This window comes from Streptomyces sp. NBC_00009 (assembly GCF_045040855.1).
Lineage (GTDB): Bacteria > Actinomycetota > Actinomycetes > Streptomycetales > Streptomycetaceae > Streptomyces > Streptomyces aureus.
This window is the reverse complement of the sequence record NZ_CP108312.1, coordinates 6596624-6623114: the sequence shown is the minus strand read 5'-3', so window position 1 is coordinate 6623114 and position 26491 is coordinate 6596624. Positions and strand designations below refer to the sequence as shown.

Here is a 26491-nt window from a genome sequence, read left to right as displayed (position 1 = left end):
CCCCGATCGGACCGGATCACCGCCACTTCTCACCCGAACGTGTGAGGGGCACCTCCGGTGGTCCGGAGGTGCCCCTCACTGCGTCTCGCTCTGCCGGGATCAGGCCCCGCGCAGCACCGCCCCGGTGCGCTCGGCGGCCAGCGCCACCGCCGCGTCGCGGGCCGCGGAGGCCTCGTCGACGGTCAGCGTGCGGTCGGCGGCACGGAAGCGCAGCGCGTAGGCGAGGGACTTGCGGCCCTCACCGAGCTGCTCGCCCGTGAACACGTCGAACAGGCGGAGGGACTCGAGGAGCTCACCCGCCCCCTCGCGCAGCGCCTTCTCCACGTCGGCGGCCGGCACGGAGGCGTCGACGACGAGCGCGACGTCCTGCGTGGCCACGGGGAACGTGGAGATCCGCGGCGCCTGGAGCGCGCCGGTGCCGGCCCGCTCGATGCGGTCGAGGTCGACCTCCATGGCGCAACTGCGCTCGGGCAGGTGCAGCGCCTTGATGACGCGCGGGTGCAGCTCACCGGCGTGACCGACGAGCGTCTCCGCGCCGTCCACCACGGCGAACAGCGCGGCGCACCGGCCCGGGTGCCAGGGTGCGTGCTGGTCACCGCGCACGATCAGCTCGACACCGGCCTCGCGGGCGATGGTGCGGGCCGCCTCGACGGCGTCCGCCCAGTCGGCCGGACGGCCCTTGCCCCACCAGCCGGCCTGCTCACGGGCGCCCGTGAGGACGACCGCGGCGCGGCGCGGCTGACGCGGGAGCGCGGCGTCGAGACCGGCGATCTCCTCGTCGGTGGGACGGCGGTCGACGGGGAGGCGTACGGCCTGCGGCTCGTCACCGGTCGGCCGGAAGACCAGGCCGGTCTCGAAGAGCGCCAGGTCGTGCGAGCCACGGCCGTCGTTGCGCCGCAGCGCCTCCAGAAGGCCCGGCAGCAGCGTCGTACGGAGCGCGGGCTCCTCGTCGGAGAGGGGATTGACCAGCTTGACCGTGGTGCGGCGCGGGTCGTCCTCCTCGATGCCGAGCTTGGCGAGCGTCCCGTCGCTGATGAACGGGTAGTTCAGCGCCTCGACGTAGCCGGCGCCGGCCAGGGCGCGGCCGACGCGGCGGTGCAGGCGCTGGCGCCCGGTCAGGCCGCGGCCCGCCGGGGGCCTCGGCAGCGTCGAGGGCAGGTTCTCGTAGCCCTCGAGCCGGATGACCTCTTCGGCCAGGTCGTTCGGCTCGACCAGGTCGGGACGCCAGGACGGCACGGTGACCGTCAGGTTGTCCTGGCCGTAGACGTCGCAGCCGACCTGCTGGAGGCGGCGCACCACGGTCTCCCGGCCGTACGTGACACCCGCGACCTTGTCGGGGTGGTCCGCCGGGAGCGTGATGGTGTGCGGCCCGGAGGGCGCGATGACCTCGGTGACGCCGGGGTCGGCGGTGCCGCCCGCGAGGAGCACGAGGAGGTCGACGGTGCGCTGGGCCGCGGCGGACGCGGCCTGCGGGTCGACGCCGCGCTCGAAGCGCTTGGACGCCTCGGAGGACAGCTTGTGGCGGCGCGCGGTGCGGGCGATGGAGACCGGGTCGAAGTGCGCGGCCTCGATGACGACGTCGGTGGTCCCGGCGTCGGCGGCGTGGTCGGCGATCTCCGTGTTGGCTCCGCCCATGACGCCCGCGAGGCCGATGGGACCGCGGTCGTCGGTGATCACCAGGTCCTCGGCGTCGAGCACACGCTTGGCGCCGTCGAGGGTGGTGAACTTCTCGCCCTGCTCGGCCCTGCGCACGCCGATCGCGCCCTGGACGAGGGAGCGGTCGTAGGCGTGCAGGGGCTGGCCGAGCTCCAGCATCACGTAGTTGGTGATGTCGACGGCGAGCGAGATCGGGCGCATGCCCGCCTTCTGCAGCCGGCGCCGGAGCCAGATCGGGGAGCGGGCCTCGGGATTGAGACCGGTGACGGTGCGCGCGGTGAAACGGTCGCAGCCGGCCGGCTCGGAGATCTGGACCGGGTAGCCGTTCGCGTTGGGCCCGGGCACGTCGAGGAGCGCCGGGTCGCGCAGCGGGATGCCGTACGCGATGGCGGCCTCGCGGGCGACACCGCGCAGCGACAGGCAGTCGCCGCGGTTGGCGGTGACGGCGATGTCGAGGACCTCGTCGACGAGCTGGAGGAGCTCGATCGCGTCGGTGCCGACCTCGTGCTCGGGCGGCAGGACGATGATGCCGCCGGAGCCGTCGTCGCCCATGCCCAGCTCGTCGCCGGAGCAGATCATGCCGTGCGAGGTACGGCCGTACGTCTTGCGCGCGGCGATCGCGAAGTCGCCGGGCAGCACGGCGCCGGGCAGGACCACGACGACCTTGTCGCCGACGGCGAAGTTACGGGCGCCGCAGACGATCTCCTGCGGCTCGCCCGTGCCGTTGGCCTGGCCTACGTCGACGGTGCAGAAGCGGATGGGCTTCTTGAAGCCCTCCAGCTCCTCGATGGTCAGCACCTGACCGACGACGAGGGGGCCCTTGAGGCCGGCGCCGAGCTGCTCGACGGTCTCGACCTCGAGGCCGGTGGCGATGAGCTTTTCCTGCAGGTCACGGCCGGTCTCGGTGGCGGGGAGATCGACGTACTCCCGCAGCCAGGAAAGCGGGATACGCATCAGATCTCCATCCCGAACGGCCGGGTGAACCGGATGTCACCCTCGACCATGTCTCGCATGTCTTCGACGTTGTGGCGGAACATCAGCATCCGCTCGATGCCGAACCCGAAGGCGAATCCGCTGTACTTCTCGGGGTCGATGCCCACCGCGGTCAGCACCTTGGGGTTGACCATGCCGCAGCCGCCGAGCTCGATCCAGCCCTCGGAGGAGCAGGTGCGGCACGGCCGGTCCGGGTTGCCGACGGACTCGCCGCGGCACACGTAGCAGACCATGTCCATCTCGGCGGACGGCTCGGTGAAGGGGAAGAAGTTCGGCCGCAGGCGGGTCTTCATGCCCTCACCGAAGAGCGCCTGGACCATGTGGTCGAGGGTGCCCTTGAGGTCCGACATCGTCAGGCCCTCGTCGACGGCGAGCAGCTCGACCTGCATGAACACCGGAGTGTGCGTGGCGTCCAGCTCGTCGGAGCGGTACACGCGGCCCGGGCAGATCACGTAGACCGGCGGCTCGCGGTCGAGCATGGACCGGATCTGCACGGGGGACGTGTGGGTGCGCAGGACGACGTTCGACTCCGTCGCACCTTCCCCCTTCGGTCCCTGGGGGCCCTCGACGAAGAACGTGTCCTGCATGCCCCGCGCCGGGTGGTCGGGGCCGATGTTCAGAGCGTCGAAGTTGAACCACTCCGCCTCGACCTCGGGGCCCTCGGCGACCTCGTAGCCCATGGCCACGAAGACGTCCTCGATGCGCTCCGAGAGCGTGGTCAGGGGGTGGCGGGCGCCGGCCGGGGTCCGGTCGTAGGGCAGCGTGACGTCCACGGCCTCCTCGACCAGGACGCGCGCGTCGCGCTCGGCCTCGAGCTCCGACTGGCGGGCGGCGAACGCCTTGCTGACAACGCCGCGGGCCATGCCGACGCGCTTGCCGGCCTCGGCCTTGGCCTGCGGGGGCAGGGCGCCGATCTCGCGGTTGGCGAGCGACAGGGGCGAGGTGCCGCCGGTGTGGGCGACCTTGGCCTCCTGGAGCGCGCCGAGGGAGTCCGCGGCCGCGAAGGCGGCGAGCGCCTCGTCCCGCATGCGCTCGATCTCTTCCGGTTTCAAGGCCTCGACCTCAACAGGGTCGTACGACTTATTCGGTGCCGACATCTCTTCCCGTGCTTCCGGTTGGTTTGGCGGATGGTCCCCGTCCACGACTCGGAGACGATTCGTCTCAGGATTGGGACGCAAAGTGCCAAACACCGAGTCTAACGGGGGTGGGGTGTGCCGATGTGCCCGTGGGGGGTCCGCTCAGGCGTTCAGATACGCCGGGGCCCCCACGGGCAACGTAAATCGGAACTGGGCGCCGCCGCCGGGCCCGCGGCCGACCGTGATGGTCCCGCCATGGGCCTCGACGATGCCCTTGACGATGTACAGGCCGAGTCCGGTGCCGCCGCGCTTGCTGCCCCGCCAGAAGCGGGTGAAGACGCGGTTCATGGACTCCTCCGGGATGCCGGGCCCCTCGTCGCTCACGGTGACCGACGTGCCGGCGCACTCCCGCTCGCGGGGTGATGCCGAGGGCATGACGTCGATGGTGACCGTTCCCTCGCCGTGGCGCACGGCATTTTCCAGGAGGTTGCTGAGCACCTGGTCGATCTTGTCCGGGTCGGCCCAGAGGTCGGGCAGGGGCTGTTCCACCCGGACGAGGAAGCGGTCGGCCGGCTGTCCCGAGGCGACGTGGGCCTGGATGTGGCGGGCCACGGCGGCGCCGATGTCGACGGGCTGGCGGCGCACTTCGAGGCGGCCGGAGTCGATGCGGGAGATGTCGAGGAGCTCGGCGATGAGCCGCGTGACGCGGTTCGCGTCGGCGTCCACGGTCTCCAGCATCAGCTTCTTCTGGTCGTCGGTGAACCGCTCCCACTTCGCCAGCAAGGTCGCGGTGAAACCCTTCACCGACGTGAGGGGCGAGCGCAGCTCGTGCGCGACGGTCGCGATCAGCTCGGCGTGGCTGCGCTCGGTGCGGCGGCGGGCCTCGGTGTCACGGATGGAGACGACGACGCGGCTGACGGGGCCGGTGGGCGCGGTGCGGACATAGCGCGCGGAGACGAGGACCTCTCGCCCTCCGGGCAGCAGCAGATTGCGCTCGGGCTGTGCGAAGCGGGTGGCGAGGCCGCCGTACGGGTCGGTCAGCTGCCACCAGCGGCGGCCTTCGAGGTCCTCTAAGGGGAGCGCGCGCTCCAGGGGGTGGCCGAGGGCGTCGGCGGCGGGGACGGCGGTGATGCGGACGGCCGCCGCGTTGAAGCAGATGACGTGCCCGGTCTCGTCGGCGACGACGAGACCGTCGGGCAGGTCGTCCGGGTGGAGGCCGCTGTCGGCGAGGGTGGTGAGGTCGTCGGGGCCGCATCGGGGCGCGGGCCGACGCAGGGTGTCCCGTGCCCCCGGTGCTCTGCTCGTGCCGACGCTCATATCCCCGTATCCCGCCTCTCGGAAGGGCGCTGTGGCCTCCGAGCTCGCCACACTACTAGCTGGGGGTGACGGAGCGGCACCCTCCGGGGGCTCGCTGTGCGCGCGCGGATGCGTACAGGCAGACGGCGGCGGCCGTGGCGAGGTTCAGGCTCTCGGCCTTGCCGTGGATCGGGACCCGCACGACGGCGTCGGCCAGCTCGCGGGTCTCCTCGGGGAGCCCCCAGGCCTCGTTGCCGAAGATCCAGGCGGTGGGGGTGCCCATGGTGCCGCGGTCGAGCTCGGTGTCGAGGTCGTGCTCCCCCGCGCCGTCGGCGGCGAGGATGCGTACGCCCGCGTCCTTGAGCCCCTGTACGGCCCGCTCCACGGGTACGCCGACCGCGACCGGCAGGTGGAACAGCGAACCGACGGACGCCCGCACGGACTTGGGGTTGTACAGGTCGACGGACGCGTCGGTCAGGACGACGGCGTCGGCGCCCGCGGCGTCGGCGCAGCGCAGGACGGTGCCGGCGTTGCCGGGGTCGCGGACGTTGGCGAGGACCGCGACGAGCTTGGGGCGGGCGGCGAGGACGTCCTCGAACGGGGTGTCCAGGAAGCGGCAGACCCCGACGAGGCCCTGCGGGGTGACGGTCGTCGAGATGTCGGCGATGACGTCCTCGTCGGCGAGGTGCACCCGGGCGCCGGCGTCGCGCGCCTCCGCGACGATGTCGGTGTAGCGCTCGGCGGCGTCGAGGGTGGCGAACAGCTCGACGAGGGTGCCCGCGTGCCCGGCGGCCTCCCGCACGGCCTGCGGCCCCTCGGCCAGGAACAGCCGCTCCTTGCCCCGGAAGTTCCGCTTGGCAAGCCGCCGCGCGCCACTGACGCGGGACGACTTGGGGGAGATCAACTCGGGGCCGACCATGAACTCACCTTCGGGGGGCAGAAGTTGAACAGGGGCGGGGCGACGCGCCCCGAAAGGGGCGCGGGGAACTGCGCGAACAACCCCCACCACCCCGAAGCCGACAACGGACGCACTCGGACCCGCAAACCAAGTGGCTTGCGGGTCCGAGACATCCAGCTAAAAGCGGAGCGTCACGCAGCCTTGGGCGCGTTCACGTCGGCCGGAAGGGCCTTCTGCGCAACCTCGACGAGCGCGGCGAACGCGTTCGGGTCGTTGACGGCCAGCTCGGCGAGGATCTTGCGGTCCACCTCGATGTTGGCGGCGTTCAGACCCTGGATGAGGCGGTTGTACGTCATGCCGTTCTCGCGGGCAGCGGCGTTGATGCGCTGGATCCACAGACGGCGGAAGTCGCCCTTGCGCTTCTTGCGGTCGTTGTAGTTGTAGACCAGGGAGTGGGTGACCTGCTCCTTGGCCTTGCGGTACAGGCGCGAGCGCTGACCGCGGTAACCCTTGGCGGCCTCGAGGACTGCCCTGCGCTTCTTGTGGGCGTTCACTGCCCGCTTGACGCGTGCCACTTGTTAACTCCTTGTAGCGGGGCCGTGGTTGGACTCACACGACCCGAAAACGAATTGGTCCCGGTCCGAGCTCCGGCGCGCTGGTGCGCGCCTGAACTCACTTGCCGAGAAGCTTCTTGATCTTCTTGGCGTCGCCCGGGGCCAGCTCGACCGTGCCGGTGAGGCGGCGCGTCACGCGGGACGACTTGTGCTCGAGCAGGTGGCGCTTGCCGGCGCGCTCACGGAGCACCTTGCCGGAGCCGGTGATCTTGAAGCGCTTGCTGGCACCGCTGTGCGTCTTGTTCTTCGGCATAGCGCCGTTCTCTCCTCGTCAGTGGCGTTCCCTGCCGGTCCGGGGTGCGGACCGGCATGCGGAACGTCCAGATGTATCGGTTGGCATCCGGTCCGTACGGGCTGTACGTGGCCGGATCAGGCCTCGGCGGAAGCCTCGGCCGTGGCCTCGTCGGCAGGGGCTTCGTCGGTCGCCTCGGCCGGGGCCTCGGACTCCGGCTCCGCGGCGTCGTCGCTCGCCCGCTGCGTGCGGCCGTGCGTCGGCAGCGCCTTCTGCTCGGCCTTGCGGGCCTCCTGGGCCTCACGAGCCTCGGCCATGGCCTCGGTCTTCTTCTTGTGAGGACCAAGAACCATGATCATGTTGCGGCCGTCCTGCTTCGGGTTCGACTCGATGAACCCGAGGTCCTCGACGTCCGAAGCAAGACGCTGCAGCAGTCGGAAACCCAGCTCGGGGCGGGACTGCTCGCGACCACGGAACATGATCGTGATCTTGACCTTGTCGCCCGCCTTGAGGAACCGGACGACATGACCCTTCTTGGTGTCATAGTCGTGCGGGTCGATCTTCGGCCGGAGCTTCATCTCCTTGATGACCGTGTGCGCCTGGTTCTTGCGCGCCTCACGGGCCTTCATGGCCGACTCGTACTTGAACTTGCCGTAGTCCATGAGCTTGCAGACGGGCGGACGGGCTGTCGCCGCCACCTCGACGAGGTCGAGGTCGTACTCCTGAGCAAGCTCAAGGGCCTTGGCAAGCGGAACAATCCCGACCTGCTCGCCGCTGGGACCGACAAGTCGCACTTCGGGAACGCGAATCCGGTCGTTGATGCGGGGCTCGGCGCTGATGGATCCTCCTCGGTAGCACCACACGACGGTCTGGCGGACCGCCGCGTAACGTCTGTTTCGTAGTACCAACCGCGCCGAAACACAAAAAATGCCCCGGACGGTACACAGGCGGGGCTCCAAGGACTACCGGAGCACCGTCGCGTATGACCGCGGGGCGCACATCGGACGGCTCCATCGTCCGTACGGAACGATGGGGGCCATCTGACCGGTGACCCGCCGCCCCTGAGGAGCAGCAAGGTGGGAGATCGGAGCCTCCACTTGTGGGCCGGTCACTCAAGCCAGTGGCAAGCGTGTCCGGCCGGTCGTTACACAAGGTTAGCAGCTCTCGGGGGGTGGGCCCAACCGAGTGTGCGGGCGGCATATCGTGGGGCACATGAATGACGCCACCCCCGCTGCCGAAAACGCCGAAAACACTGATTACGACGCCCTGACCCGGGACATCGCCGAGGTCCCCGCCGTCGAGGTGATCGTGACGGTCGCGGTCAACCTGATGAGCGCCGCCGCGGTGAAGCTCGGCCTCACCGAGGAGGGCGACGCCCACAAGGACCTCGACGAGGCCCGCAAGCTCGTGCACGCCCTCGCCGGTCTGCTCGACGCGAGCACGACCGAGATCAGCTCGTTCCACGCGGCGCCGCTGCGCGACGGTCTGAAGTCACTGCAGCTGGCGTTCCGCGAGGCGTCCTTCGTGCCGGACGAGCCGGGCCAGGGCCCCGGCGAGAAGTACACGGGCCCGGTCTACGGCTGATCGTCCCGGTAGTTCACGCGCGTACGTAGAGGGGCTCGCCGGGTGGCGTGGTCCCGGCCGGCAGGAGTGCCAGGTCGAGACCCCGCACCAGGCGGGCCCTCAGTGTTTCGTCGGCGGCGATGCGCCCGGCGACGGCGCGGGCGGTCTCGGCCGGGGCGGCCGACGGGTCGAGGACGAGCGCGAGGATGCCGTCGGCGCTGCCCGGGCCCAGGTGGGCGCGCAGGACGCCGGGCTCGGCGGCGACGGCGGCGCGGATCGCCTCCGTGACGGCCGGGTCGGCGAGGGGGTCGGCGCTGGTGCGGCCCTCGTTCGCGGCGCGCAGGGCGGCGCCGCTGAGCTCGTAGGCGACCGGACCCGCGAGGTCGATGACGACGGTGTCGGCCTGCTCGTGCGCGGCGGCCTGGAGCGCCTGGTGCAGGGGTACGGCGACGGGGCGTGCCTCGGGGTCCCACAGCGCAAGGGCCGCGGTGGAGGTGAACGCGGGCAGGGCCTTGCGGTCGCCTGCCTTGAGGGTGGGCACGGCCATGTCGCTGGTCTTCTCGCGGCGCAGCCCGTTCTCGTCCTCCTCCACCTCGCCGAGTACGGCGACGACGGGGACGAGGAGCCGGGCTTCCTTGAGTGCCGCGAGGACCGGGCCGTGCGCCGTGCGGTCCTCGGCCCAGGCCGCGAGGGCCGCACTCAGCCGCGGGTCCGCGGAGCCGTCGTCGTCGGAGAAGCCGGGGTCGGGAATGTTCTTGTTCGCCACGTTCACCGACCCTACCGACCCGGCGGCGCGATCTTCTCAGCGGACCCAGAGCCTGGTCTCACGGTGCGCACAGGACGGGCGCCGAGCATCCGGGCATGCACCGGAACGGACTCGCGGCGTGGGCCGCCCTTCTCACGGGAACGCTCGTGGGGACCCTCATAGGCTGCTCGCCGGGCGGGGCGGGGCAGGCGGTTCCGGTCGCCGCCACGGCGTCGGCGGCCTCTTCCGGGGAGGCGTCCGCATCCGCACCCGACGAGGAGGTCTCCGTGGACCGTGACGACGCGCTCGCCAACGCGCTGAAGCCCCTGCTTCCGGATGGTGACGCGCGGGTCTCCGTGGCGGTGGCCGCGCTGGACGGGGCGACGGACCGCGCCGTGTACGACGGCACGTCCGCGTTCGACACCGCGAGCATCGTCAAGGTCGACATCCTCGCGGCGCTGCTGCTGCGGGCGCAGGACGCGGGGCGGGCGCTGACCTCGCAGGAGCGCGCGTACGCGACGGCGATGATCGAGAACAGTGACAACGCGTCCGCGACGGCCCTGTGGGAGGCGATCGGCGGCGCGGACGGGCTCGACGCGGCGAACCTGACGCTGGGGCTGACCGGGACGAGGGCGGGCGCGGGCGGCGAGTGGGGCCTGACGCAGACGACGGCGGCGGATCAACTGACCTTGCTGCGGGCCGTGTTCGGCACGGAGGGCGCGGAGAGTACGGAGAGCGCGGACTCGGGGCTGAGCGAGGCGTCGCGCGCGTACGTCGCCGGGCTGATGGGGCGGATCGCGTCGGATCAGCGGTGGGGTGTGTCAGCGGCGGCCGACTCCGCGTCCGTGTGTGCGCTGAAGAACGGGTGGCTGCCGCGCAGCGCGACCGGGCTGTGGGACATCAACAGCGTCGGGCGGGTGTCCGTGGGCGGGAAGCGGTATCTGGTCTCGGTGCTCTCCGACGGCAATCCGACCAAGGAGGCGGGGGTGGCACTGGTGGAGGGGATCGCGAAGGCGGCCGTCTCCGTGCTCACCGGCTGAGGCTCAGCAGGTCAGCGGAGCGTGCGACGCCCGCGCCACAGATGGACGGCGGCCGCGAGGAGCACGACGCCGAGGCCTCCCGCGACGGGGCCCGCCCAGCCGGTCGAGGCGTCGCCGTCGGGGATGTCGGGTCCCGTGCCGAAGAACTTCTCCGAGTACGTGGTCGAGCGCAGGCCCTCGGGCTTGAGGGAATCGCCCTTGCGGATCGCGGCCGCCGGGTCGACGAAGCCGAAGCCGAGGGAGTCGTCGCGGCCGCCCGAGGGGGTGTCGCGGGCGGTGTCCTCAAGGAGCTGCTTGATCTGCGCGGGCGTGAGCCCCGGGTGGGCGGCGCGGACCAGCGCGACGGCGCCGGAGACGAACGCGGAGGCGGCACTGGTGCCCCAGCCCGAGTAGTACGTGCGGTCGGGGTCGGCGATCGCGATGGCGTTGCCGGGGGCGCTGACGGTGGCGTACCAGCGGCGGGTGGAGAAGGGGGCGCGGTGGAGGTAGCGGTCGACGGCGGTGGCCGTGATCACTCCGGGGTACGCGGCCGGGTAGGAGATGTGGTCGCCCTTCTTGCCGCCGTTGCCCGCGGAGGCGACGACGACGGAGCCCTTCTTCAGGGCGTACTGGACGGCGGCGTCCTCGGTGGCTTCCGGGTGGGCGGTGGCGGAGTCGTCGCCGAGGGAGAGGTTGATGACGTCGGCGCCGTGGTCGGCGGCCCAGCGGATGCCGTCGGCGAGTGCGCTGCCCCGGCTGGAGCGGGCTTCCTTGCGGGCCGGGTCTCCGTCCTCGAGGATCACGCGGACGGGCAGGATCTTCGCCTCGGGTGCGATGCCGAGTACGCCGTCGTCGCCGCCGGGGCCGTGGCCGTGACCGGCGATGATCCCGGCCATGGCGGTGCCGTGCCGGGCCCAGGAGCGGTCGCCCCGCTTGGCTCCGAAGCCGACGAAGTCCTTGGCGGGCAGGACGTTGCCCTTGAGGTCGGGGTGGGTGTCGTCCACGCCGGTGTCGAGGACGGCGACCGTGATGCCCTTGCCCTTGGTCGTGCGCCAGGCCTCCTCGGTGTGCATGGCGTCCAGGCCCCACTGCTGGGCGCGGATGGAGTCGGCGTGGGCGGTGGTCGACGGGAGCAGCGCGAGGGCCGCGGCGGCCGTCAGCGCGGTGGCGGCGTTCCGCCAGGCGGCGGCCGTGGGGGTCAAGACGGCTCCTCGGTGGCCTTGGCGACGGCGGCGCGCAGGCTTCGTTCGACGCGGTCGGCGATGCCCTGTGCCTCGTGGCCGAGGCCGGCCTGCGCGGGGGTCGTGACGCTGCCGGACTTCATGGCCTCGGCGGCGGGCTGCGGGTCGGTGACGGTACGGGCGTCGGCGAAGCCGGAGACGGCGTAGGCGACGACGGGGGCGTCGGTGAGGACGGAGATCGTCCAGGAGGCGCGCTGGGCGTCGCCGAACCCGGCGGCGAGGGTGCCCTTGACCGCGTACGGGTGGGGCATGAGGTCGTTCCTGCGGTCGAGGCCGTCCTCGGTGAACCGGGTGCGCAGCGCCTTCATGGCCTCGGTGTCCGCCTTGGTGAACAGCAGGCCGACGGTGGTGACATGGCTGCGGGTGGCGTCGGTGTAGGTGGCGCGCAGGAGGCGCAGGCACCCGGCGGGCCTGAGCGCCCTCTGCAGCAGCGGGTCGAAGGCGTTCTCGCAGGTGCTGTCCGGGGCGACGGCGATGCGTGTCCAGGTGCGGTCGGCGCCGCCGGGTCCCGCTCCGTCGCCCTTGATGACGGGCGGGAAGAGCCGGTCGACGGGGACGCTGTGCCAGAGGGTTCCGGCGGCGGCGTACGAGCTCGGCGAGCCGAGGCTGCCGCCGCTGTCCCCGGTCAGCCAACTCCCGGTCGCCGCACCGCCGATGAGGCCGAGGCCGAGCACGGCGCACGCCGCGGCGGCCGCGACGCGGGGCCGTATCCGGGAGCCGATGGGGCGCAGGCGGGTGGTGCTGTCGTCGTACGAGGCGGGGCGGGCGGAGAACACGAAGGGGCGGCCGGCGCCGGGTCCCGGGGTGAGGTCGACGGCTCCGACCGGGCGCCTTCCGACGGGGGGCTCGCCCGGGATGCGCGGGGGCGCGGCGGGGCGGGGGACGGTGGCGTGCGGTTCGCCGGGGGCGCGCGGCGGCGTGGCGGGGCGGCCCGGGGCGGCTGCCGCGGGGGGTGTGGCGGGGCGGGGCGGGGGCGGGCCGTCGGCGCTCTGCGCGGCGGTGTCCCTGATCGGGCGCAGCCGGGTCGTGGTCTCCGTCGGGCGCTCGGGCGGCAGGGGGCCGGCTCCGGGGCGCGTGGCGGGCGCCGGCCGGTCGGACGCGGGGGCCGCAGGCGCGCCCGGCACGGGCGGGGTGTCCGGGAAGCGGGCCGAGGCCGGGGGCGGCGGAGGCGTGTGGTCCGGCGCCGGGGTGTGCGCGGGGCGCGGGGGTATCGACGCGTCCGGGCCGGCGGAGGCATCGGCCAACTCGTCACGCGGCGTGGGCGGCTGGGAGGGGCGCGGCGGGATCGGCGCGCGGCGCGCTTGCGTGCTCATGCCTCCCCGTTTCCGTCCCGTTCTCGTCCTGCGTCCGCGTCACTCTACGGGCTGACGCGGCCTCGCAGGGACCCCGTACCGCAGGTCAGGACGATCTGCCCGGATCCTCCCCCTACCCCGCGGTAATCGTGTCTGGCAGGCTTCGGTCATGACACCCCGCGCAGCCGACAGGGCCCGCTACGACCGGGCCACCGCTCATCTCGACGCCCCGGTCGCGATCGTCGATCTGGACGCGTTCGACGCCAACGCGGACGACCTGGTGAGGCGGGCGGCCGGAAAGCCGATCCGTGTCGCGAGCAAGTCGGTGCGCTGCCGGGCCCTTCTCGAACGGGTCCTGGCCAGGGACGGTTTCGCCGGGATCATGTCGTTCACGCTCGCGGAGTCCCTGTGGCTGGCGCGGTCCGGTTTCGAGGACGTGCTGCTCGCGTATCCGTCGGCGGACCGGGCCGCTTTCGCGGAGCTCGCGCACGACCCGAAGCTTGCGGCGGCGGTCACGGTGATGGTCGACGACCCGGCCCAGCTGCGGCTGATCGACGACGCGCGGGACGGCGGGCGCGAGGAGATCAGGGTCTGTCTGGAACTGGACACCTCGTGGCAGGTGCTCGGCGGCCGCGTACGGGTCGGCGCCCGCCGCTCCCCGCTCCACTCCCCCGCCCAAGTCGCCGACATGGCACGCTCCGTGGCCCGGCGGCCGGGGTTCCGGCTCGTGGGTCTGATGGCGTACGAGGGTCATGTCGCGGGTGTCGGGGACGCGGTCGCGGGGCGGCCGGTGCGGTCGCGGGCGATCCGGCTGATGCAGGCGGCGGCCCGCAAGGAGCTGGCGGTCAGGCGGGCCGAAGTGGTGCGCGCGGTGCGGACGGTGGCGCCGGACCTGGAGTTCGTGAACGGCGGCGGCACGGGCAGTGTGCAGCACACCGCGGCCGAGCGCGCGGTGACCGAGATCGCGGCGGGGTCGGGTCTCTATGTGCCGCGCCTGTTCGACAACTACACGTCGTTCACGGGCCGGCCCGCCGCCCTGTTCGCGCAGCCCGTGGTGCGCAGGCCGGGCGTCGGGATCGTGACCGTGCTCGGCGGCGGTTATCCGGCGTCGGGCGCCGCGGGAGCCGACCGGCTGCCGGTGCCGTATCTCCCGGAGGGCCTGCGCTACGACCCGCAGGAGGGCCCGGGCGAGGTGCAGACGCCGCTGCTCGGGGCGCCCGCCGACGATCTGCTGATCGGCGACAAGGTGTGGTTCCGGCACGCGAAGGCCGGCGAGCTGTGCGAGCGGTTCGACGTGCTGCGCCTGGTGGAGGGCGACGCGGTGACGGCGACCGTGCCGACGTACCGCGGCGAGGGCTACACGTTCCTCTGACCTCTGAGGACCCTGAAGACGCTATGGCGTGACGGTGGGGCCGATGCTGCTGCCCACGCCGCCGTCCGACCCGCTGTCGCCGACCGCCTTGATGCCCTTGACGATGCGGTCCATGTCGGAGAGCGGCGGTGCCTCCTTGCCTGCGTCGACGGTGATGCGGACGGTCACCAGGGACTCGGAGCCGACGCTGGAGGGGAAGACGACGGACTGGACGTAACCGCCGGGCCCCTTGGCGGTCTTCACCTTCCAACGGACGAGATAGCCGGCGCGCCCGGCGACGGCGGTCTGGCGGGCGGCGATCTGCTGGTGCGACTCGATGCCGCCGAAGGGCTGCTGGTTGATGCCGTTCTCGTCGTACGAGGCGTTCGCGGCGTCCTTGATGTCCCGTTTGGCGATGGCTTCGGGTGAGGTCTCGTCGGTCCCGGTGACGGTGCGGGAGACGACGGTGCCGTGCCGGCACAGGCCCGAGTCGCCGGGGCAGTCGTAGGTGCGCGGGGTGGTGATCAGCATGTCGTCGTCGACGACGTTCTCGGCCTTCTGCCAGCCGTCGAGGACGGGGAGCGTGATGCCGTTGAGCTGGTCGACGGCGGTGGACGCGTCCTCGGTGGGGGTGGGCTCGGCGCTGCTCGCGTTGGCGGTCGGGTCCGTGGGCGTGGGGGCGCTCGTGGTGGGTGCCGTGCGGGTCTTGGAGTCGTCGTCGCCGCGGCCGAGGAGTACGGCGCCGGTGGCGATGGAGGCGACGAGCACGATCCCGGCGGCGGCCAGGGCGATGGTCCTGGCGCGGCGGCCCGGTGCGGCAGGCGGGCGCTGCGGGCCCGTGGCCGGGAGCGGGGGCTCGACGGGCGGCCCGAAAGCCTGTGGGGCGGCCGGGGTGTTCTGCGGCTGCCGCCGGTGCTCGGTCCACGCGGCCCCGTCCCACCAGCGCTCGGTGGGCGGGGCCGTGGGGTCCGGGTACCAGCCGGGCGGGGGCGTCATGCTCATCCCGGCACTCTAAATTGCGCGGGGAAGGTCAGTACACCGAGTCCGCCTGGTCGGGCACGACGGAGCCGTCCGGGCGCAGGACCGGGCCGAAGCCGCCCTCGGGCTTGTTGTACGCGGCCGTGGAGCAGGGGTAGCTGCCGGACTTGCGCGGGAGCGGTTCGATGAACATGGGGTTCACGACCCAGCGCCCGTCGGCGTTGTCGTAGGCGCGGCACATCACCTCGTTCTTGTTGCGGTTGAGCACGAGGTGCGCGCCGGTGGCGTCGCCGACGAAGGTGACGTCGGTGTCGGCGTCTCCGCCGCCGAGGGCGATGCGCTTGCTCCAACGCTGCTTCTCCCAGGCAGACTTGCCCTTGATGTGGAAGAGGTCCTGGTTGATCCAGCAGCGCTTGCCGTCGATGTACGGGATGGCCTCGCCCTGGGTGCGTCCGACCCCGCCGCAGCCTTCGTTGTACGTGGTGATGCGGCCCTTGCTGTCGAGGACGGAACGGATGGCGATGGTGTGGGCGCGGTCGATGCCGACGCCGCCCCGGCCGCCCGACCACACCTCGGTCACGGGCTCGGACCCGGCCGACACGATGTAGACGTCGAACCCGGCCTTCTGCAGCGTGCGGATGAGGTCGCGCTGCTGCTCGTAGTAGCGCACGTATCCGGGGATGGTGTGCGTGCCGAGCGTCTGGGTCGAGCCGACGGGTGCGGCGAGGGCCTCGCGGCGGGCCTGGGCGGCGTACGACTCCAGTTCAGGGACGGTGTGTCCGGCGAACAGCTGCGGCACCCAGGCGTACTGGGGCACGGTGCGGCGGTGGTTCCACTCCCCGGCGAAGGCGGCGGCGCCGCTCATGGTCTTGCCGGACTCGCGGATGTTGAAGATCTCGTCGGTGCAGTCAGTGTCGGTGGAGGTCGGCAGGGGCGCGCCGACGGGTACGGCGGTGCCGCAGGCGGCGGTCAGGGCCTTGTCGGCGTCGTCGGTCAGCCACTTGCTGGTCTTCTTCCAGCTCGCGGGCCGCAGGATCTTGTCGTGCTTGAGCGACCAGGCGATCGTCGCGTCGGTGACATCGTTCTTGGAGACGGTGTTGTCCCAGTCGAACGCGGCGACAGGGCGGGGCCCGTGGTGGCCGTTGCAGGTCCCGCGCTCGTCGATCATGCGCTGGAGCCGGGCCCGGTTCTGCCCGTACCACGACAGCTTCTCGGAGAGCTGCGGGCAGGCCCGGTCGGTGGTGGGAGCGGACGTGGCGGCGGCCGCAGGAGAGACGAGAGCCGTGGCCACCAGGACGGTGACCACGGCTGAAGTCCACGCGGCAACATCTCTGTTACGCATGCCTGGGGACCGTACACCTACATGACGCGTCCCCTACAGAGGCGTGACGTACGCCCCCGAGATGCCGCCGTCGACGAGGAAGTCGGTGGCGTTCACGAACGAGGAGTCGTCGCTCGCGAGGAAGGCCACGGCGGCGGCGATCTCCTCGGCGTCCGCGAAGCGGCCGACGGGGATGTGCACGAGGCGGCGCGCGGCGCGCTCGGGGTCCTTGGCGAACAGCTCCTGGAGGAGCGGGGTGTTGACCGGGCCCGGGCACAGGGCGTTGACCCTGATGCCCTCGCGGGCGAACTGCACGCCGAGCTCACGCGACATGGCGAGGACGCCGCCCTTGGAGGCCGTGTACGAGATCTGGGAGGTCGCCGCGCCCATCCGTGCCACGAACGAGGCGGTGTTGATGATGGAGCCCTTGCCCTGCTGCCGCATGTAGGGGATGGCGGCCTTGCAGCACAGGAAGACGGAGGTGAGGTTGACCTCCTGGACGCGCTTCCAGGCCTCCAGGCCCGTGTCCAGGATGGAGTCGTCGTCGGGGGGCGAGATCCCGGCGTTGTTGAAGGCGATGTCGACCGAACCGTAGGTGTCGTACGCGGTCTTGAAGAGCGCCTCGACCTGTTCGGCGTCGGTGACGTCGACCTGGACGAAGGTGCCGCCGACGTCCTCGGCGGCCTTCTTGCCGGCGCTCTCGTCGATGTCGGCGCAGACCACGTTCGCACCCTCGGAGGCGAGGCGGCGGGCGGTGGCGAGGCCGATGCCGCTGCCGGCTCCGGTGATGACGGCGGTGCGGCCGGTGAGGCGGCGGCAGATGTTCTCTGACATAGGGGTTCAGGCCTCCGTGCTGATGAAGACGTTCTTGGTTTCGGTGAAGGCGGTGAGGGCGTCGGGGCCCAGCTCGCGGCCGACGCCGGACTGCTTGTAGCCGCCGAACGGGGTCGCGTAGCGGACGCTGGAGTGGGAGTTGACCGAGAGGTTCCCGGCACGCACGGCGCCCGAGACGCGCAGGGCGCGGCCCACGTCGCGGGTCCAGATGGAGCCGGAGAGGCCGTATTCGGTGGCGTTGGCGAGGCGTACGGCGTCGGCCTCGTCGTCGAAGGGCAGGACGACGGCGACCGGGCCGAAGACCTCCTCGACGGCGGCGGGCGCGTCGGGTGCCGTGTCGGTGAGGACGGTCGGCGGGAACCAGAAGCCGGGGCCTTCGGGCGCGGTGCCCCGCAGGACGGCCGCGCCCCCGTCGACGTACGAACGGACCCTGTCCAGCTGGGACTTGGAGATGAGCGGGCCCATCTGGGTCTTCTCGTCGGACGGGTCGCCGACGACGACGGACTCGATCGCGGGGGCGAGGAGTTCGAGGAAGCGGTCGTAGGCGGAGCGCTGGACGAGGATGCGGGTGCGGGCGCAGCAGTCCTGGCCCGAGTTGTCGAGGAAGGACATGGGGGTGGCCGCGGCGGCCGCCTCGATGTCGGCGTCGGCGAAGACGATGTTCGGGCTCTTGCCGCCGAGTTCGAGGGTCACGCGCTTCACCTGGCCGGCGCACTTGGCCATGATCTGTTTGCCGACGCGGGTGGAGCCGGTGAACACGATCTTGGCGACGCCGGGGTGCTCGACGAGTGCGGCTCCCGCCACGTCTCCCGCGCCGGGAAGGACCTGGAAGAGGTACTCGGGAAGCCCGGCCTCCAGGGCGAGTTCGGCGAGGCGGAGCGCGGTGAGCGGGGTCGTCTCGGCAGGCTTGAGGATCACCGCGTTCCCGGCGGCGAGCGCCGGGGCCGTGCCCCACGCGGCGATCGGCATGGGGAAGTTCCAGGGCGCGATGACACCGACGACGCCGAGGGGTTCGAGGATCGTGATGTCGAGGCCGCCGGCGACGGGGATCTGGCGGCCGGTGAGGCGCTCCACTCCCCCGGCCGCGTAGTCGAGCAGGTCGCGGACGTTGCCGGCCTCCCAGCGGGCGTTGCCGATGGTGTGTCCGGCCTCGCGCACCTCGAGGCGGGCGAGTTCCTCGACGTGCTCGTCGACGACGGCGGCGAAGCGGCGCAGGAGGCGGGCCCGGTCGGCGGGGGCCGCGGCCGCCCAGCCGCGCTGTGCCCGGTGGGCCCGCAGGACCGCGGCGTCGACCTGGTCGCGGGAGGTCGCGTGGATCGTGGCGATGACTTCTTCGGTCGCCGGGTTGAGGATGTCGTGCACGCTAAAGCCTTTCGCCCTAGAGCCTTTCGAACGACCTGCGGAGTTCCCAGTCGGTGACGGCGGCGTCGAACGCGTCCAGTTCGACCCGCGCCATGTTGCGGTAGTGCGCGACGACCTCGTCGCCGAACGCGGCCTTGGCGATGGGGCTGTTCTCCCACAGCTCGGCGGCCTCGCGCAGCGTCGTGGGAACGTGCTCGTACTCGCCGGTGTAGGCGTTTCCGGTGCATTCCTCGGGCAGTTCGAGCTTCTGCTCGATGCCGTACAGGCCGGCTGCCACGAGTCCGGCGACCGCGAGGTGCGGGTTCACGTCGCCGCCGGGCAGGCGGTTCTCGAAGCGCATCGAGCGGCCGTGGCCGACGACGCGGAGCGCGCAGGTGCGGTTGTCGTAGCCCCACGCAGCGGCGGTCGGCGCGAAGGAGCCCGGCTGGAACCGCTTGTACGAGTTGATGTTGGGCGCGTAGAGCAGCGAGAAGTCGCGCAGTGCGGCGAGCTGGCCCGCGAGGAAGTGCCGCATCACCGGTGACATCCCGCCGGGGTCGTCCGCGGTGCCCGCCATGACGTTGGTGCCGGGCTCGTCGATGGACTGGAGCGAGAGGTGGATGTGACAGGAGTTGCCCTCGCGCTCGTTGAACTTGGCCATGAAGGTGAGCGAGACACCCTCCTGGGCCGCGATCTCCTTGGCGCCGGTCTTGTAGATGGCGTGCTGGTCGCAGGTGACGAGGGCTTCGTCGTAACGGAACACGATCTCGTGCTGGCCGGGGTTGCACTCGCCCTTGGCCGATTCGACGATCAGTCCCGCGGCCGCCATGTCGTTGCGGATGCGGCGCAGAAGCGGCTCGATGCGGCCGGTGCCGAGGACCGAGTAGTCGATGTTGTACTGGTTTGCCGGGGTCAGGTTCTTGTAGCCCGCGTCCCAGGCCTGCTCGTAGGTGTCCTTGAAGACGATGAACTCGAGTTCCGTGCCGACGTGGGCGGTGTAGCCGAGTTCGGCGAGCCGGTCGAGCTGGCGGCGCAGGATCTGCCGGGGCGCGGCCACGACGGGCGAGGCGTCGTTCCACGCTAGGTCCGCGATGAGCATCGCGGTGCCGTCGTTCCAGGGGACGCGGCGCAGGGTGGAGAGGTCGGCGTGCATGGCGAAGTCGCCGTAGCCGCGGTCCCAGGAGGACATCTCGTATCCGTCGACCGTGTTCATCTCGGTGTCGACGGCGAGGAGGTAGTTGCAGCCCTCCGTGCCGTGGGCGAGGACCTCGTCGAGGAAGAAGCGGGCGGCGAACCGCTTGCCCTGGAGCCGCCCTTGCATATCGGGGAAGGCCAGGACGACAGTGTCGATCTCTCCGCTCTCGACGAGGGACGTGAGCTCCTCGACGCCGAGCGGGGGTGTGCGGTCTGCCACGGGAAGGCCTCCTTCGGGCTTCTTCGGTCAGCCGGAAGCCATAAGGTATTGCGGAGAACCATTGCTTGGGAAGGGGGTACGGCCATATGTCGCACACCGATGGCGACGACCGGCTCACGCCGGTGCTGCGGCCCGTGCGGGCGGGCAACGGATTCGAGGAGGCCCTGGAGCAGATCCTCCAGGTCGTCCGGCTCGGCCTGGTGCCGGGAGGTGAACGCCTGCCCTCCGAGCGGGAGTTGGCGGACCGGCTCGGCATCAGCAGGGTGACGCTGCGGGAGGTCCTGAAGGTGCTCCAGGACCAGGGCCTGGTCGAGTCGCGGCGCGGGCGCTACGGCGGCACGTTCGTGGTGGCGCGCACGGACGCGCCGAGCGAGGACGAGCTGCGCCGCCGCCTCAAGGACGTGGACGTCGAGGACGCGCTGCGCTTCCGGGAGGTCCTGGAGGTCGGGGCGGCGGGACTGTGCGCCGCGCACGGCCTCACGGACGAACAGGCGGGCCGGCTGCGCGACGCCCTGGCCCGCACCCATGACGCGCCGCTCGCCGACTACCGGCGCCTCGACACCCTCCTCCACCTCACGCTTGCCGAGCTGTGCGGGTCACCCTCGCTCACGGCGCAGTACGCGGCGGTGCGCGCGACGGTGAACGAGCTCCTCGACTGCATCCCGCTGTTGGTACGGAACCTGGAGCATTCGCAGCGCCAGCACACGGCCCTGGTGGAGGCGGTGCTCGACGGGGACGCGGACGGGGCGCGGGAGATGATGCGCGAGCACTGCGCCGGCACGGCCGCTCTCCTGCGGGGCTTCCTGACCTGAGCCCGTGATTAACCGGCGCGTAACGCAGGGGTCTTGATTTCTTCGCGCGCTCCCCGCAAAGGTATGGATCCACTCCATTGAGCATCCACCGTACGACGGGGAGCCGCGCCATGACCTTGGACACCCAGAACACCCGCCCCACCGGTGATACGGGGGACGACTATCTGGAACGCAGAACGCTGCGCCGCGGCAGCGCGGGCTGGCTGCTCCTGACCGGGCTCGGCGTCGCGTACGTCGTCTCCGGCGACTACTCGGGCTGGAACTTCGGCCTGGCGCAGGGCGGCTTCGGCGGCCTCGGGATCGCGATGGCCCTGATGGGCGTCATGTACGCGTGCATGGTGTTCTCCCTGGCCGAGCTGTCCTCGGTGCTGCCCACCGCGGGCGGCGGCTACGGTTTCGCGCGCCGAGCCCTCGGCCCCTGGGGCGGCTTCCTCACCGGCACGGCGATCCTCATCGAGTACGTCCTCGCGCCGGCCGCCATCTCCATCTTCATCGGCGACTACGTCGAGTCGCTCGGCCTGTTCGGCCTGACCTCCGGCTGGCCGGTCTACCTGGCCTGCTTCCTCGTCTTCATCGGCATCCACCTGTGGGGCGTGGGAGAGGCGCTGCGCTTCAGCTTCGTCGTCACCGGCATCGCGGTCGCGGCGCTGCTCGTCTTCGCGGTCGCCGCGTTCACCGACTTCGACGCGTCGAAGCTCAACGACATCCCCGTGGACACGGGCGCGTTCGGCGCCAACTCCTGGCTCCCCATGGGCCTGTTGGGGATCTGGGCGGCGTTCCCGTTCGGCATGTGGTTCTTCCTGGGCGTGGAGGGCGTGCCGCTCGCCGCCGAGGAGACCAAGGACCCGGCGCGCACCCTGCCCCGCGCCATCCGCTGGTCCATGGCGATCCTCGCGGTGCTCGCCGTCCTGACGTTCCTCGCCGCGTCGGGGGCGCGCGGCTCCGCCGCGATCCAGGAGGCGGGCAACCCGCTCGTCGAGGCGCTGCAGCCCGGCGGCAGGGCGACGGCGCTGAGCCGCATCGTGAACTACGCGGGGCTCGCGGGCCTGGTCGCGTCGTTCTTCTCCCTCATCTACGCGGGCTCGCGCCAGCTCTTCGCGCTCTCCCGCGCGGGCTACCTCCCCCGCTTCCTGTCGCTCACCAGCCGGCGCAAGGCGCCCTACCTCGGCCTGCTCGTGCCGGGCGCGATCGGCTTCGCGCTGGCGGCCGCGACGGGAGACGGTGCCCGCATGCTGAACGTCGCGGTGTTCGGCGCGACGATCTCGTACGCTCTGATGTCCCTGTCGCACATCGTGCTGCGGCGCCGGGAACCGGGCCTCGAGCGGCCGTACCGCACTCCGGGCGGCGTGCTCACGTCCTCCGTGGCGCTGGTCCTCGCGTGCGCGGCGCTGGTCGCCACCTTCCTGGTGGACGTGACGGCGGCGCTGATCGCGCTCGGGGTGTACGCGGTGGCGATCGGGTACTTCGGGGCCTACAGCCGCAGGCATCTGGTGGCGCGGGCCCCCGAGGAGGAGTTCGCGGCGCTCGCGGCGGCAGAGGCCGAACTGGAACGGGACTGACCATGGCGAGGGAGCACGGGCACATGATGGGCAGGCCGCTGATCGGGGTCAGCACCTACTTGGAGGCGAAGGCGAGCTGGGGCGTGTGGGAGTTGCCCGCCGCACTGCTGCCCGCCGGGTACCCGCGGCTCGTGCAGGCCGCAGGCGGCCTCGCCGCGATGGTGCCGCCGGACGACCCCACGTACGCGCCCTCGGTGGTCGCCCGGCTCGACGGGCTCGTCGTCGCGGGCGGGCCCGACGTGGAACCGGGCCGGTACGGCGCCGCGCGCGAGGACCGCACCGGGCCGCCCGCGGTCGAGCGGGACGCGTGGGAACTCGCCCTGATCCGCGCCGCGTTGGCGTCCGGCAAGCCGCTGCTCGGCATCTGCCGGGGCATGCAGCTCCTGAACGTGGCCCTCGGCGGCACGCTCACCCAGCACATCGAGGGGCACGTCAAGGACATCGGCGTCTTCGGGACGCACGCGGTGACGCCCGTGCCCGGGACGCGGTACGGCGAGCTGGTGCCCGAGGAGTCGGACGTGCCGACGTACCACCATCAGGCGGTCGACCGGCTCGGCCGGGGTCTGGTCGCGTCGGCCCACGCGGCGGACGGCACGGTCGAGGCGGTCGAACTCCAGAGCCTCACCTGGGTACTCGGCGTGCAGTGGCACCCCGAGATGGGCGAGGACGCACGCGTCATGGGCGGCCTGATCCGCGCGGCGGCGCGGGGCGGCTCCTGACGTCACGGGCGACGCTCAGGCCGGCCCGCGCGTGAGAGCGAGCAGCTCCCTGGCCGGCCCCACCGGCCGGTGCCCGGTCGGCCAGACCGCGCGCAGGTCCCTGCGCAGCCGTACGCCTTCGAGCGGGATCTCGACGAGCCTGCGCGCGGCGAGTTCTTCACCGACGGCGAGCTCGCTCAGGACGGAGGGGCCCGCCCCGCTCACCGCCGCCGCCTTCACCGCGGTCGTCGACGACAGCTCGATGAGGGGGCGCGCCAGGCCGCCGAGCGCGGCGTCGAGGACCTGCCGGGTGCCCGAGCCGCGCTCGCGCAGGATGAGCGGGGTCGCCGCCAGCTCGTCGGCCGACAGTGGCTTCCTGCGCCGGGCCCACGGGTGTCCGGGGGCGGTGACCACGATGAGCCGGTCATGGGCGATGACCGTGGCGTCCAGGCCCGCGGGCACCGCGAGGCCCTCGACGAAGCCGAGGTCCGCGTCGCCGGACAGGAGGCGCTCCGCGACCGCCGCCGAGTTGCCCGCGTGGAGCGACACCGCCGTGTCGGGGCGCTCCGCGCGCAGCGCGAGCAGCCAGTTCGGCAGCAGGTACTCGGCGATCGTCATGCTGGCGGCGACCCGCAGCCGCGAGTCACGGCGGTCGCGCAGCGCCTGTGCCCCGGCGTCGAAGGCCGCCGCCGCCTCGACGATCCGCCGCGCCCAGTCCGTGACGAGCGCGCCCGCGTCGGTGAGCCGTGAGCCGCGCGGTGACCGGTCGACCAGGGCCACCCCGAGCTGGCGTTCCATGGAGCGGATGCGGCTGCTGGCCGCGGGCTGCGTGATGCCCGTCTCGCGCGCGGCGCGACCCAGACTGCCGAGCCGCGCCACGGCGAGAAGGAGTTCCAGGGCGCCGAGGTCCGGGACCCGGTGAGCAAGGCCCGCCCCTGCCGTCGAACCGTCCGCCGCACCCGCCGTATCGCCACTCATAAATCCAGCTTATGCCCTCATAGGGGCATGGTCCCTGGTGGGGGGCACGGCCTGCCGGGACCGTGGGGTCATGGTCACCGCCGCCCAGCCGCTCACAGCCGCCCGCACGCCGTCCCTTCGATGTCCCGCCGTCCGCCAGCTCGGTCCCAACTGGTACGCGTCCGTGATGGGTACCGCGATCATCGCGAACGCGGGCGCCGCGCTCCCCGTACACGTTCCGGGCCTGCGGGCCCTGTGCACCGCGATGTGGGCGCTCTCCCTCGTGGCGCTCCTCGCCCTCCTCACGGCCCGCGCCCTGCACTGGACGCACCACAGCGACCGCGCCAAGGAACATCTGCTCGACCCGGCCGTGGCCCCCTTCTACGGCTGCCTCGCGATGGCACTGCTCGCCGTCGGCGGCGGCACGATGCTCGTCGGCCAGGACTGGATCGGGACGCAGGCGGCCGTCGCCCTGGACACGGTGCTGTTCACGGCGGGGACGGTGATCGGGCTCGTGGCTGCGGTGGCCGTCCCGTACCTGATGGTGGCCAAGCACCGGATCCAGCCGGGTCAGGCGTCCCCCGTGTGGCTGCTCCCCGTCGTGGCGCCCATGGTGTCCGCGGCCGTCGGCCCGCTCCTGGTGGCGCATCTCCCGTCGGGCCAGTGGCAGCAGACGATGCTCCTCGCCTGTGTCGCCATGTTCGGGCTCAGCCTGATCGCCACCGCCGTGATGCTTCCGGTGATCTTCGCGCGCCTGGTGACGGCGGGACCGCTGCCGCTGATGCTCACGCCCGCGCTGTTCCTCGTGCTCGGTCCCCTCGGCCAGTCGACGACCGCCGTCAACAAGTTCGCGGACACCGCGCCGGGCGTCCTGCCGGCCCCGTACGCCCAGGGGTTCAGCGTCTTCGCCGTCCTGTACGGCGTCCCCGTGATGGGGTTCGCGCTGCTGTGGCTGGCGCTCGCGGCGGCGCTCGTGGTGCGGGCCCGCCGCCGCGGCATGCGGTTCTCGATGACGTGGTGGGCGTTCACCTTCCCCATCGGCACCTGTGTCACCGGCGCGGAGGGCCTCGCCAAGCACACGGGGCTCGCGGCGTACGACGTGCTCGCGGTCGTCCTGTATGCCGTGCTCGTCGCCGCCTGGGCCTTCGCCGCCGTGCCCACGGTCCGCGGCCTGATCAGCGGAGAGCTGCTCGCAGCGCCGAGCGCAGCACAGCCGGCGCCTGCGTCAACGACGGCCCGTACCACGTGAGATGACGCCCGCTGACGAGCGCGGCGGGCACCGGGAACTGCTCGGGCCCGTCGTCGCGCGTGAAGCGGTACGGCTCGTCGGGCAGCACCACCAGGTCGATGTCCGCCGACCGCAGTTCGTCGGCGGCCAGGCGCGGGTAGCGCTCGCCGTGGTCCGCGTACACGTTGTCCACGCCGAGCCGGGCGAGCACGTCACCGGCGAAGGTGTCCCTGCCGAGCACCATCCAGGGGCGCCGCCACACCGGCACCGCCGCCCGCAGCCGCCGGGTGGGGGGCTCCAGTCCGTCCCAGGCCGCCGAGGCCTCGTCCAGCCAGCGGGGCCGGCGGGGAGAGCCGCAGGCCCTGAGGACCCGCTCCAGCTCACTCAGCGCGCCCGGCAGATCGCGGATCTCGGTGACGAGGACCTCGAGTCCCGCGGCGCGCAGGGCCGCGAGGTCGGGCGCGCGGTTCTCCTCCTCGTTGGCGATCACCAAGTCGGGGGCGAGGGCGATGATCCGTTCGACGTCGGGGTTCTTCGTGCCGCCGATCCGCACGAGACCGCTGCCGAGGTCCGCCGGGTGTGTGCACCAGTCCGTGGCACCGACGAGGGCTCCGGGCAGCGTGACGGCGACCGCCTCGGTCAGCGAGGGGACGAGGGAGACGACGCGCGGGCCGCGGGGCACGGTCACCGCCCGGGTTCGTCCCGCGCCTCGATGTGTTCGGCGACCGCGACGACGAGCACGCGCGCGTCCGCGGCGGTGGCCCGCCAGCGATGCCGTACGCCACCGGTCAGGTACAGGCTGTCACCGTGGCCCAGCCGATAGGCCCTGCCCTCCGCCTCGACCTCGACAGCGCCTTCGGTGACGTACATGAGCACGTCGTTGCGGAGCTGGAACTCGCGACCCGGGTCGTGGTCGCCGATGAACTCCTCGGCGTGCAGCTGGTGATGGCCACGGACGAGGGAGCGCACGACCGATTCGGGAGACGCGTCCTCGGCGACCGTGGTGTCGTCCGCGCGCACCAGGTCCACGGTGTGGGCGGGGTCGGCGGCGGCCAGGAGCTCGACCGCCGTGGTGCCGAGCGCGTCGGCCACCTTCTCCAGGGAGCGCCGGCTCGGCCGGGCGCGTTCGTTCTCGACCTGGCTCAGGAACGGGACGGACAGGCCGCTGCGCTCGGCCACGGTGGCAAGGGTGAGCTCCTGGGCCCGGCGCCTGCGCCGCACGGCCGCGCCCACCCGAAGAGTCTCCTTGTGTTCGTCCATCCCTCCGGCTCCCTCCCGCGCGTCGTCACCTGCTCGGCTCCTTGCACCCTACGCAGGTTCGCCGGACGGTTTCACGTGAGCGGCGGAACGCGCGTGGGCGGCCGGTGCTGAAC

General features: G+C 72.3%; 25 protein-coding genes. 7 read left to right on the top strand and 18 right to left on the bottom strand.

Annotated features, from left to right (window positions below; all coding sequences use genetic code 11):
- Nucleotides 1-99: 99 nt before the first annotated feature.
- From pheT to infC, 7 genes are all read right to left on the bottom strand, one after another.
- Nucleotides 100-2610, bottom strand: a complete 2511-nt coding sequence (pheT, locus tag OHA58_RS29930) for a phenylalanine--tRNA ligase subunit beta (protein WP_405482640.1) — start codon at nucleotides 2608-2610, stop codon at nucleotides 100-102.
- Complete coding sequence (pheS, locus tag OHA58_RS29925) at nucleotides 2610-3746, bottom strand: phenylalanine--tRNA ligase subunit alpha (RefSeq protein WP_405482638.1); 1137 nt, start codon at nucleotides 3744-3746, stop codon at nucleotides 2610-2612. Before pheS ends, pheT begins: the two co-directional genes overlap by 1 nt.
- A gap of 141 nt (nucleotides 3747-3887) precedes the next feature.
- Nucleotides 3888-5042 carry an ATP-binding protein gene (locus OHA58_RS29920; RefSeq protein ID WP_405482637.1) on the bottom strand — a complete coding sequence of 385 codons (1155 nt, stop codon included), beginning with the start codon at nucleotides 5040-5042 and terminating at the stop codon, nucleotides 3888-3890.
- A gap of 55 nt (nucleotides 5043-5097) precedes the next feature.
- The gene (locus tag OHA58_RS29915) at nucleotides 5098-5940 is read right to left on the bottom strand and encodes a TrmH family RNA methyltransferase (RefSeq protein WP_405482636.1); all 843 of its coding nucleotides are present in this window, start codon (nucleotides 5938-5940) and stop codon (nucleotides 5098-5100) included.
- Between the two features lie 170 nt (nucleotides 5941-6110).
- Complete coding sequence (gene rplT / locus OHA58_RS29910; protein WP_266566360.1) at nucleotides 6111-6494, bottom strand: 50S ribosomal protein L20; 384 nt, start codon at nucleotides 6492-6494, stop codon at nucleotides 6111-6113.
- A gap of 97 nt (nucleotides 6495-6591) precedes the next feature.
- A complete protein-coding gene (gene rpmI / locus OHA58_RS29905) occupies nucleotides 6592-6786 on the bottom strand; it encodes a 50S ribosomal protein L35 (protein ID WP_100597076.1) in 195 nt (64 codons plus the stop codon).
- A 116-nt stretch (nucleotides 6787-6902) separates the two neighbouring features.
- Nucleotides 6903-7628 (bottom strand): translation initiation factor IF-3, encoded by a 726-nt coding sequence (gene infC / locus OHA58_RS29900; RefSeq protein WP_383003886.1) that lies wholly within the window; start codon nucleotides 7626-7628, stop codon nucleotides 6903-6905.
- 349 nt (nucleotides 7629-7977) lie between these two features.
- On the opposite strand from infC, the gene OHA58_RS29895 reads away from it, so the two are divergent.
- Nucleotides 7978-8349 carry a DUF1844 domain-containing protein gene (locus OHA58_RS29895; protein ID WP_266566358.1) on the top strand — a complete coding sequence of 124 codons (372 nt, stop codon included), beginning with the start codon at nucleotides 7978-7980 and terminating at the stop codon, nucleotides 8347-8349.
- Between the two features lie 13 nt (nucleotides 8350-8362).
- Here OHA58_RS29895 and OHA58_RS29890 read toward each other — a convergent pair whose 3' ends face one another.
- Nucleotides 8363-9094, bottom strand: coding sequence for an SseB family protein (locus tag OHA58_RS29890; protein ID WP_405482635.1), 732 nt, complete (start codon nucleotides 9092-9094; stop codon nucleotides 8363-8365).
- Between the two features lie 95 nt (nucleotides 9095-9189).
- Between OHA58_RS29890 and OHA58_RS29885 the strand changes: the two genes are divergently transcribed.
- Nucleotides 9190-10113, top strand: coding sequence for a serine hydrolase (locus tag OHA58_RS29885; RefSeq protein WP_405482634.1), 924 nt, complete (start codon nucleotides 9190-9192; stop codon nucleotides 10111-10113).
- Between the two features lie 11 nt (nucleotides 10114-10124).
- Here OHA58_RS29885 and mycP read toward each other — a convergent pair whose 3' ends face one another.
- Entirely contained in the window at nucleotides 10125-11294 is a 1170-nt protein-coding gene (gene mycP / locus OHA58_RS29880; RefSeq protein ID WP_405482633.1) for a type VII secretion-associated serine protease mycosin, read from the bottom strand.
- A complete protein-coding gene (locus OHA58_RS29875) occupies nucleotides 11291-12646 on the bottom strand; it encodes a hypothetical protein (RefSeq protein WP_405482631.1) in 1356 nt (451 codons plus the stop codon). The genes mycP and OHA58_RS29875 overlap by 4 nt, the downstream gene beginning before the upstream one ends.
- A gap of 148 nt (nucleotides 12647-12794) precedes the next feature.
- Here OHA58_RS29875 and OHA58_RS29870 point away from each other — a divergent pair, with 148 nt between their 5' ends.
- Nucleotides 12795-13997 (top strand): amino acid deaminase/aldolase, encoded by a 1203-nt coding sequence (locus OHA58_RS29870; protein ID WP_405482630.1) that lies wholly within the window; start codon nucleotides 12795-12797, stop codon nucleotides 13995-13997.
- Nucleotides 13998-14018: 21 nt separating this feature from the next.
- On the opposite strand, the gene OHA58_RS29865 is transcribed toward OHA58_RS29870, so the two are convergent.
- Genes OHA58_RS29865 through OHA58_RS29845 form a run of 5 tightly spaced genes read right to left on the bottom strand, consistent with a single transcriptional unit; the run spans nucleotide 14019 to nucleotide 19864 of the window.
- On the bottom strand, nucleotides 14019-14978 hold the full coding sequence (locus OHA58_RS29865) for a DUF2510 domain-containing protein (protein ID WP_405482629.1): 960 nt from the start codon (nucleotides 14976-14978) through the stop codon (nucleotides 14019-14021).
- Nucleotides 14979-15006: 28 nt separating this feature from the next.
- Entirely contained in the window at nucleotides 15007-16296 is a 1290-nt protein-coding gene (locus OHA58_RS29860; RefSeq protein WP_405482628.1) for a haloacid dehalogenase-like hydrolase, read from the bottom strand.
- 33 nt (nucleotides 16297-16329) lie between these two features.
- A complete protein-coding gene (locus tag OHA58_RS29855; protein WP_405482627.1) occupies nucleotides 16330-17109 on the bottom strand; it encodes a 3-oxoacyl-ACP reductase in 780 nt (259 codons plus the stop codon).
- 6 nt (nucleotides 17110-17115) lie between these two features.
- Nucleotides 17116-18471, bottom strand: a complete 1356-nt coding sequence (locus OHA58_RS29850) for an aldehyde dehydrogenase family protein (protein WP_405482626.1) — start codon at nucleotides 18469-18471, stop codon at nucleotides 17116-17118.
- A gap of 16 nt (nucleotides 18472-18487) precedes the next feature.
- On the bottom strand, nucleotides 18488-19864 hold the full coding sequence (locus tag OHA58_RS29845) for a glutamine synthetase family protein (protein ID WP_405482624.1): 1377 nt from the start codon (nucleotides 19862-19864) through the stop codon (nucleotides 18488-18490).
- An 86-nt stretch (nucleotides 19865-19950) separates the two neighbouring features.
- Here OHA58_RS29845 and OHA58_RS29840 point away from each other — a divergent pair, with 86 nt between their 5' ends.
- The 3 genes from OHA58_RS29840 to OHA58_RS29830 all read left to right on the top strand — a co-directional run bounded on the left by OHA58_RS29840 (nucleotide 19951) and on the right by OHA58_RS29830 (nucleotide 22954).
- Complete coding sequence (locus OHA58_RS29840) at nucleotides 19951-20676, top strand: FadR/GntR family transcriptional regulator (protein WP_405482623.1); 726 nt, start codon at nucleotides 19951-19953, stop codon at nucleotides 20674-20676.
- A gap of 110 nt (nucleotides 20677-20786) precedes the next feature.
- Nucleotides 20787-22235, top strand: a complete 1449-nt coding sequence (eat, locus tag OHA58_RS29835) for an ethanolamine permease (protein ID WP_405482621.1) — start codon at nucleotides 20787-20789, stop codon at nucleotides 22233-22235.
- A gap of 26 nt (nucleotides 22236-22261) precedes the next feature.
- Complete coding sequence (locus tag OHA58_RS29830) at nucleotides 22262-22954, top strand: gamma-glutamyl-gamma-aminobutyrate hydrolase family protein (protein WP_405485247.1); 693 nt, start codon at nucleotides 22262-22264, stop codon at nucleotides 22952-22954.
- Between the two features lie 15 nt (nucleotides 22955-22969).
- On the opposite strand, the gene OHA58_RS29825 is transcribed toward OHA58_RS29830, so the two are convergent.
- Nucleotides 22970-23911: a LysR family transcriptional regulator gene (locus tag OHA58_RS29825; protein ID WP_405482620.1), complete on the bottom strand. Its 942-nt coding sequence runs from the start codon at nucleotides 23909-23911 to the stop codon at nucleotides 22970-22972.
- A 70-nt stretch (nucleotides 23912-23981) separates the two neighbouring features.
- On the opposite strand from OHA58_RS29825, the gene OHA58_RS29820 reads away from it, so the two are divergent.
- Complete coding sequence (locus tag OHA58_RS29820; RefSeq protein WP_405482619.1) at nucleotides 23982-25139, top strand: TDT family transporter; 1158 nt, start codon at nucleotides 23982-23984, stop codon at nucleotides 25137-25139.
- Here the strand turns inward: OHA58_RS29820 and OHA58_RS29815 are convergent.
- Nucleotides 25066-25806: a helical backbone metal receptor gene (locus OHA58_RS29815; RefSeq protein WP_405482618.1), complete on the bottom strand. Its 741-nt coding sequence runs from the start codon at nucleotides 25804-25806 to the stop codon at nucleotides 25066-25068. The two genes, OHA58_RS29820 and OHA58_RS29815, sit on opposite strands and share 74 nt — an antisense overlap.
- Nucleotides 25803-26378 carry a helix-turn-helix domain-containing protein gene (locus OHA58_RS29810; protein WP_405482617.1) on the bottom strand — a complete coding sequence of 192 codons (576 nt, stop codon included), beginning with the start codon at nucleotides 26376-26378 and terminating at the stop codon, nucleotides 25803-25805. The genes OHA58_RS29815 and OHA58_RS29810 overlap by 4 nt, the downstream gene beginning before the upstream one ends.
- Nucleotides 26379-26491: the final 113 nt, after the last annotated feature.

Bases quoted from the DNA above. Each gene is read 5' to 3' on its own strand.
- OHA58_RS29840 (WP_405482623.1), top strand. From the start codon at position 19,951: ATGTCGCACACCGATGGCGACGACCGGCTCACGCCGGTGCTGCGGCCC.
- OHA58_RS29895 (WP_266566358.1), top strand. From the start codon at position 7,978: ATGAATGACGCCACCCCCGCTGCCGAAAACGCCGAAAACACTGATTAC.
- OHA58_RS29865 (WP_405482629.1), bottom strand. From the start codon at position 14,978: ATGAGCATGACGCCCCCGCCCGGCTGGTACCCGGACCCCACGGCCCCG.
- OHA58_RS29915 (WP_405482636.1), bottom strand. From the start codon at position 5,940: ATGGTCGGCCCCGAGTTGATCTCCCCCAAGTCGTCCCGCGTCAGTGGC.
- OHA58_RS29870 (WP_405482630.1), top strand. From the start codon at position 12,795: ATGACACCCCGCGCAGCCGACAGGGCCCGCTACGACCGGGCCACCGCT.
- OHA58_RS29860 (WP_405482628.1), bottom strand. From the start codon at position 16,296: ATGCGTAACAGAGATGTTGCCGCGTGGACTTCAGCCGTGGTCACCGTC.
- OHA58_RS29855 (WP_405482627.1), bottom strand. From the start codon at position 17,109: ATGTCAGAGAACATCTGCCGCCGCCTCACCGGCCGCACCGCCGTCATC.
- eat (WP_405482621.1), top strand. From the start codon at position 20,787: ATGACCTTGGACACCCAGAACACCCGCCCCACCGGTGATACGGGGGAC.
- pheT (WP_405482640.1), bottom strand. From the start codon at position 2,610: ATGCGTATCCCGCTTTCCTGGCTGCGGGAGTACGTCGATCTCCCCGCC.
- OHA58_RS29810 (WP_405482617.1), bottom strand. From the start codon at position 26,378: ATGGACGAACACAAGGAGACTCTTCGGGTGGGCGCGGCCGTGCGGCGC.
- pheS (WP_405482638.1), bottom strand. From the start codon at position 3,746: ATGTCGGCACCGAATAAGTCGTACGACCCTGTTGAGGTCGAGGCCTTG.
- rpmI (WP_100597076.1), bottom strand. From the start codon at position 6,786: ATGCCGAAGAACAAGACGCACAGCGGTGCCAGCAAGCGCTTCAAGATC.
- OHA58_RS29885 (WP_405482634.1), top strand. From the start codon at position 9,190: ATGCACCGGAACGGACTCGCGGCGTGGGCCGCCCTTCTCACGGGAACG.
- OHA58_RS29875 (WP_405482631.1), bottom strand. From the start codon at position 12,646: ATGAGCACGCAAGCGCGCCGCGCGCCGATCCCGCCGCGCCCCTCCCAG.
- OHA58_RS29820 (WP_405482619.1), top strand. From the start codon at position 23,982: ATGGTCACCGCCGCCCAGCCGCTCACAGCCGCCCGCACGCCGTCCCTT.
- OHA58_RS29830 (WP_405485247.1), top strand. From the start codon at position 22,262: ATGGGCAGGCCGCTGATCGGGGTCAGCACCTACTTGGAGGCGAAGGCG.
- OHA58_RS29920 (WP_405482637.1), bottom strand. From the start codon at position 5,042: ATGAGCGTCGGCACGAGCAGAGCACCGGGGGCACGGGACACCCTGCGT.
- OHA58_RS29825 (WP_405482620.1), bottom strand. From the start codon at position 23,911: ATGAGTGGCGATACGGCGGGTGCGGCGGACGGTTCGACGGCAGGGGCG.